Here is a 3,728-nt window from a genome sequence, read left to right on the forward strand (position 1 = left end):
CCGCTGGAACTGGCCCGCGTGCTGCGCGAATCCGCCGGCGCCGAGCGCTGCCTGCTGGTCGATTGCCTGACCCTGTGGCTGACCAATCTGCTGATGCTCGACGACGCCGAACGTCTCGCCTCCGAGCGTGAAGCCTTGCTCGACTGCCTGGCGTCGTTGCCGGGTGAAATCATTTTTGTCAGCAACGAGACCGGAATGGGTGTCGTGCCGCTGGGCGAATTGACTCGCCGCTATGTCGATGAAGCCGGTTGGCTGCATCAAGCTCTGGCCGAGCGTTGTCAGCGAGTTGTATTGACCGTCGCCGGCCTGCCCCTGACTTTGAAAGGACCTGCGTTATGAGCCCGACCTGGTGGCTGAACCCGTGCAAAACCGTGAACCCGGACATCATCGCGCAAGCGACCGAGCGCCAGCAGCAACTGACCAAACCGGCCGGTTCGCTGGGGCGCCTTGAATCGGTGGCCGTGCAACTGGCCGGTCTGCAAGGTCAGCTCAAGCCAACGCTGGAGCAAGTCTGGATCGCGATTTTCGCTGGCGACCATGGCGTGGTAGCCGAAGGCGTATCGGCTTATCCGCAGGAAGTTACCGGGCAGATGCTGCTCAACTTTGTCAGCGGCGGCGCGGCGATCAGCGTGCTGGCGCGTCAGCTCGGCGCGCAGCTGGAAGTGGTCGATCTGGGCACGGTGAATCCGACGCTGAATCTGCCCGGCGTGCGCCATCTGAACATCGGCGAGGGAACGGCGAACTTCGCACAGGGCGCAGCGATGACTCAGGCGCAGGGCGAATCGGCTTTGCAGGCCGGTCGCGACAGCGTCTTGCGCGCGAAAGCCGCCGGCACGCAGTTGTTCGTCGGTGGCGAAATGGGCATCGGCAACACCACGGCGGCCAGTGCGCTGGCCTGCGCCTTGCTCGATTGCCCGGTGGCGCACCTGACCGGTCCCGGCACCGGGCTGAATGCCGCTGGCGTCAGCCACAAGGCGCACGTCATCGAACGCGCTCTGGCGCTGCATGCCGCACAGCGTGGCGATGCCTTGCAAACGTTGTTCAATCTCGGCGGCTTCGAGATTGCCGCGTTGGTCGGCGCTTATCTGGCCTGCGCGCAGGAAGGCATTGCGGTGCTGGTCGACGGCTTCATCTGCACGGTCGCGGCGCTGGTCGCGGTGCGCTTGAATCCGGCCTGTCGCCAGTGGCTGTTGTTCGGCCATCGCGGTGCCGAGCCGGGCCATCGCCATGTGCTGGAAACCTTGAGCGCCGAGCCGCTGCTCGAGCTCGGCCTGCGCCTCGGCGAGGGCAGTGGCGCGGCGTTGGCAGTGCCGTTGTTGCGTCTGGCCTGTGACCTGCACGGGCAAATGGCGACGTTCGCCGAAGCAGCCGTGGCGGATCGCCCGGCATGAGCCTGCGCCTGGATCTGCTGCGCCATGGCGAAACGGAACTCGGCGGCGGCTTGCGCGGCAGCCTCGACGATGCGCTGACCGCAAACGGCTGGACGCAGATGCGTGCGGCGGTGGTCGACGGCGGGCCGTGGGATCGTATCGTCAGTTCGCCATTGCAGCGCTGCGCGCGCTTCGCTGCTGAACTCGGCGAGCAACTGAACCTGTCCGTGCATCTGGACAAGGATCTGCAGGAACTGCATTTCGGCGCGTGGGAAGGGCAGAGCGCGGCGGCTTTGATGGAGATGGATGCCGAAGCGCTGGGGCTGTTCTGGGCTGATCCCTATGGTTTCACGCCGCCGCAGGGGGAGCCGGTCAGCGCGTTTTCCGCGCGGGTGCTGGCGGCGGTCGCGGGATTGCACGCGGCTTACGCCGGCGAACGGATTCTGCTGGTCAGCCACGGCGGCGTGATGCGCTTGTTGTTGGCGCAGGCCCGAAGTTTGCCCCGCGAGCAACTGCTCAATGTCGAAGTCGGCCACGGTGCGCTGTTTGCGCTGACGGTCGAGGCTGACGGCGCGCTCAAGGAAGGTCACTGAGATGTTGCCGCTGTGGATCGCCTTGCAGTTTCTCAGCAGCCTCCCGATTCGTCTCCCGGGCATGCCCGAGCCGCAACAGCTCGGCCGTTCGCTGCTGTTTTATCCGCTGGTGGGATTGCTGTTCGGGCTGATCCTCTTCGCGTTGAATCTTTTGTTGGCCGGCGCGCCGTTGTTGCTGCATGCGGCGCTGTTGCTGACCGTGTGGGTATTGCTCAGCGGCGCGCTGCATCTCGATGGCCTGGCCGACAGCGCCGATGCCTGGCTCGGCGGTTTTGGTGATCGCGAGCGCACGCTGACGATCATGAAAGATCCGCGCAGCGGGCCGATCGCGGTGGTCACGCTGGTGCTGGTCCTGTTGCTCAAATTCGCCGCGCTGCTGGCGCTGATCGAGCAAGGGCATACCCTGGCGCTGATCATCGTTCCGGTACTCGGGCGAGCGGCGCTGTTGGGGTTGTTTCTGACTACGCCGTATGTGCGTGCGGGCGGCTTGGGTCAGGCACTGGCCGATCATCTGCCGCGCAAGGCCGGGTGGTGGGTGCTGGGGGTGAGTGCGCTGGGCTGCGTGTTGATCGCGGGTATCGGCGCGGTGCTGATTTCGCTGGTTGGGTTTGTCTTGCTGCGGCGATTGATGATGCGGCGGTTGGGTGGGACTACCGGGGACACGGCGGGGGCGTTGCTGGAATTGCTGGAGATGGGGGTGTTGGTGGGGCTCGCTTTGGTCTGAAGGATTAGCGATGGCCTGACCGGCCCTATCGCTGGCAAGCCAGCTCCCACACAATCTGTCGCCGTACGGGAAATTTGCAAACATTCCCAGTACCTGTGGGAGCTGGCTTGCCAGCGATGGCGGCCTCACCGGCAACAATGATGTTCAGAGTAAACTCATCTGTAACTTGATTTAACACACTCGCGGGTATATACACGCATCATGCTTCCTTCTCAGTGTTTGTGCACCAACCTGCGTCGCGCCGCGCGTGGCGTCAGCAGGCATTACGACGGCGCTCTCGATGGCTTCGGGATCAACGTTGCCCAGTATTCTCTGCTGTGCAATCTGCAGCGACTGGAGCAACCGAGCATTTCCGAACTGGCAGAGGCCATGGGGCTGGATCGCAGCACCTTGGGGCGCAACTTGCGCGTGCTCGAGGGCGAAGGTCTGGTGGCGCTGGCCGAAGGCGAGGACATGCGCAACCGTATCGTGCGCCTCACCGAAACCGGTGTGCAGCGCCTGGCAGCGGCATTGCCGGCGTGGGAAGCGGCGCAACAGCGGCTGATCGACCGGCTCGGTGCCGAGAAGCGCGAAACCTTGCTCAAACTGCTCGACGAACTGGCCTGATGCCGGTTTTTTCGCGCTCAAGCGGGTATATACCCGCGACTGGAGAATAACAATGACAACGATGTGGCGTACGTGCGGTTGGGTGTTGCTGGGGAGTGCGCTGATCCTGGCGTTGTCATTGGGCGTGCGCCACGGGTTCGGTCTGTTCCTGTCGCCGATGAGCGCGCAGTTCGGCTGGGGTCGCGAGGTATTTGCTTTCGCCATCGCCCTGCAAAACCTGATCTGGGGCCTGGCGCAGCCGTTTACCGGCGCGCTGGCTGACCGCTTCGGCGCGGCGAAAGTGGTGCTGGTCGGTGGGATCCTCTACGCGGCGGGCCTGGTGTGCATGGGCCTGTCTGATTCGGCAGTGACTCTGTCACTCAGTGCCGGCCTGCTGATCGGTATTGGTCTTTCGGGCACTTCGTTTTCGGTCATTCTTGGTGTTGTGGGTCGCGC

At 64.1% G+C, this 3,728-nt stretch carries 6 protein-coding genes; all 6 read left to right on the forward strand.

Going from position 1 to position 3,728, the window contains the following annotated elements; all coding sequences use genetic code 11:
* Positions 1–339 (forward strand): bifunctional adenosylcobinamide kinase/adenosylcobinamide-phosphate guanylyltransferase (locus tag OQK_RS31475; RefSeq protein ID WP_038861374.1); only part of this gene is annotated, 339 nt, incomplete at its 5' end.
* Positions 336–1,391 (forward strand): nicotinate-nucleotide--dimethylbenzimidazole phosphoribosyltransferase, encoded by a 1,056-nt coding sequence (gene cobT, locus OQK_RS18635; protein WP_016773711.1) that lies wholly within the window; start codon positions 336–338, stop codon positions 1,389–1,391. The genes OQK_RS31475 and cobT, both read left to right, overlap by 4 nt.
* Positions 1,388–1,963 (forward strand): alpha-ribazole phosphatase family protein, encoded by a 576-nt coding sequence (gene cobC, locus OQK_RS18640; protein WP_016773712.1) that lies wholly within the window; start codon positions 1,388–1,390, stop codon positions 1,961–1,963. Before cobT ends, cobC begins: the two co-directional genes overlap by 4 nt.
* A gap of 1 nt (position 1,964) precedes the next feature.
* Positions 1,965–2,687, forward strand: a complete 723-nt coding sequence (locus tag OQK_RS18645) for an adenosylcobinamide-GDP ribazoletransferase (protein ID WP_016773713.1) — start codon at positions 1,965–1,967, stop codon at positions 2,685–2,687.
* A gap of 201 nt (positions 2,688–2,888) precedes the next feature.
* Positions 2,889–3,293 carry a MarR family winged helix-turn-helix transcriptional regulator gene (locus tag OQK_RS18650; RefSeq protein WP_016773714.1) on the forward strand — a complete coding sequence of 135 codons (405 nt, stop codon included), beginning with the start codon at positions 2,889–2,891 and terminating at the stop codon, positions 3,291–3,293.
* A 52-nt stretch (positions 3,294–3,345) separates the two neighbouring features.
* On the forward strand, positions 3,346–3,728 hold a 383-nt coding region (locus OQK_RS18655), incomplete at its 3' end, for an MFS transporter (RefSeq protein WP_038861376.1).

It is taken from the genome of Pseudomonas sp. R62 (assembly GCF_000257605.1).
Lineage (GTDB): Bacteria > Pseudomonadota > Gammaproteobacteria > Pseudomonadales > Pseudomonadaceae > Aquipseudomonas > Aquipseudomonas atacamensis.